The organism is Ideonella azotifigens, assembly GCF_006519715.1.
GTDB lineage: Bacteria > Pseudomonadota > Gammaproteobacteria > Burkholderiales > Burkholderiaceae_C > Ideonella > Ideonella azotifigens.
Map to the genome: position 1 here is coordinate 1 of NZ_VIDT01000814.1, position 2,185 is coordinate 2,185.

Here is a 2,185-nt window from a genome sequence, read left to right on the forward strand (position 1 = left end):
GCGGATAGCGGCACGCTGGTGCTGAATGACGATGCGGGCGAGGTCCAGCGCCGCATTCCGCGCGGCTTTGCGTCGCCGGTGCAGGCGATTGCGGCCGGCATTGGCCTGGTCGCCGAAGACCGCAAGTCGCAAGGCCTGCTGCTGTCGCAGTCGATCCGCATCAACGCGACGCTGTCGGACCTGGCTGCCGTCTCGCGCGGTGGCTGGCTGCGCAGTGCGCACGAACACACGCTGGTGCGCGGCTTCATCGAGCGGCTGCGTGTGCGCTGCCGCGGCAGCGAGCAGCCGGTGGGCCAGCTCTCCGGTGGCAACCAGCAGAAGGTGGTGTTCGCCCGCTGGCTGCATCGCAGCACCCGTGTGCTGCTGCTGGACGAACCGACGCGTGGCGTGGACGTGGGCGCCCGTGCCGACCTTTACGCCGAGCTGGACCAGATGGCCTGCGACGGGCGCGGGCTGCTGATGGTCTCGTCCGACCTGCGCGAACTGATGGCCATGGCCGACCGCATCGGCGTGATGAGCGCCGGGCGCCTGGTGGCCGTGTTCGAACGTGGCGAATGGACCGAATCCTTGCTGCTCTCGGCCGCTTTCTCCAAGTCTTCCGAGCCCGGCAAGGCCGTGGCCACAGAATCCTCTGCTTCATGAACACCTCTGTGACTTCCCAAGCCGCCGCCGCCCCTGTCTGGCGCACCCAGCTGGGCACCTTCATCGGCCTGGCCGCGGTGCTGGTCGGCATGGTGGCGCTGTTCTCCTGGCTGTCCGAATACTTCTGGAGCCGCGAGACCTTTGTCACCATTGCCAACGAGATCCCGGCGCTGGCGGTGATGGCGGTGGGCATGACCTTCGTGCTGATCATTGCCGGCATCGACCTGTCGGTGGGCTCGGTGATGGCGCTGTCGGCCGCCACCTCGGCCGCCGCCATCCTGCAATGGCACTGGAGCGTGCCGGCGGCTGCCGTGCTGGCGCTGGCCACCGGGCTGCTGTGCGGCGCGGTCACCGGCGCGGTGTCGGTCGCCTGGCGGCTGCCGTCCTTCATCGTCTCGCTGGGCATGCTGGAAGCGGTGCGTGGCAGCGCCTACCTGGTGACGGACTCGCGCACGCAGTACGTGGGCGATGCGATTTCCTGGCTGGCCGCGCCCGTGCTCGACGGCGTGTCCTCGGCCTTCGTGCTGGCGGTGCTGATCGTCATCGTCGCTCAGCTGGTGCTGTCGCGCACGGTGTTCGGCCGCAGCATGGTCGGCATCGGCACCAACGAAGAGGCGATGCGACTGGCTGGCGTGGACCCGCGGCCGATCCGCATCGCGGTGTTCGCGCTGATCGGCCTTTTGGCGGGTCTGGCGGGGCTGATGCAGTCGGCCCGGCTGGAAGCGGCGGACCCGAATGCCGGCACAGGCGTGGAGCTGCAGGTCATTGCCGCGGTGGTGATCGGCGGCACCAGCCTGATGGGCGGGCGCGGCTCGGTCATCACCACCGCCTTTGGCGTGCTGATCATCGCGGTGCTGGAGGCAGGGCTGGCGCAGGTCGGCGCCAGCGAACCGAGCAAGCGCATCATCACCGGCGCGGTGATCGTGGCCGCCGTCATCGTCGACACGCTGCGGCAGCGCCGCGGTGCTGCCTGAACGGCCATGGCGACCATCAAGGACGTCGCCCGCCAGGCCCAGGTCTCGGTGACCACGGTGTCGCACGTCGTCAACGGCACGCGGCATGTCAGCCCCGAGAGCCGCGAGCGCGTGGAAGCAGCGATCCGCGAGCAGGGCTACGTGCCCAGCGCCATTGCGCGCAGCCTGAAGAGCAACAACACGCGCACGCTGGGCATGCTGATCCCGAACAGCTCGAACCCGTATTTCGCCGAGGTGGTGCACAGCGTGGAAGACCGCTGCTTTGGTGCCGGCTACAACCTGATCCTCTGCAACACCAAGGACGAGGCAAACCGCCAGGGCAGCTACCTGCAGGTGCTGGCCGAACGCCGCATCGACGGGCTGATCGTCGTCTCCACCGGCCGCGATGCGTCGCTGGCCCAGCAGCTCGCCGGGCTGTCCATTCCCACCGTGCTGGTGGACCGCGAGATCGAGGTCGGCGAGCAGCCTTGCGACCTGGTCGAGACGGCGCATCGCCAGGGCGGGTTGCTGGCCACGCAGCACCTGCTGGACCTGGGCCACCGGCGCATTGCCTGCATTGGCGGGCCCGA

3 protein-coding genes are annotated in these 2,185 nt (G+C 69.1%); all 3 read left to right on the plus strand.

Going from position 1 to position 2,185, the window contains the following annotated elements; genetic code table 11:
- Positions 1–642 (plus strand): ATP-binding cassette domain-containing protein (locus tag FKP22_RS27980; protein ID WP_141291314.1); only part of this gene is annotated, 642 nt, incomplete at its 5' end.
- Complete coding sequence (locus FKP22_RS27985; RefSeq protein ID WP_141291316.1) at positions 639–1,616, plus strand: ABC transporter permease; 978 nt, start codon at positions 639–641, stop codon at positions 1,614–1,616. The genes FKP22_RS27980 and FKP22_RS27985, both read left to right, overlap by 4 nt.
- Before the next feature lie 6 nt (positions 1,617–1,622).
- Positions 1,623–2,185, plus strand: a 563-nt coding sequence (locus tag FKP22_RS27990) for a LacI family DNA-binding transcriptional regulator (protein ID WP_141291317.1), incomplete at its 3' end; no start/stop codon positions are given.

What these genes read in the sequence shown, in the direction of transcription:
- FKP22_RS27985 (WP_141291316.1), top strand. Translation starts at nt 639, where the DNA reads ATGAACACCTCTGTGACTTCCCAAGCCGCCGCCGCCCCTGTCTGGCGC.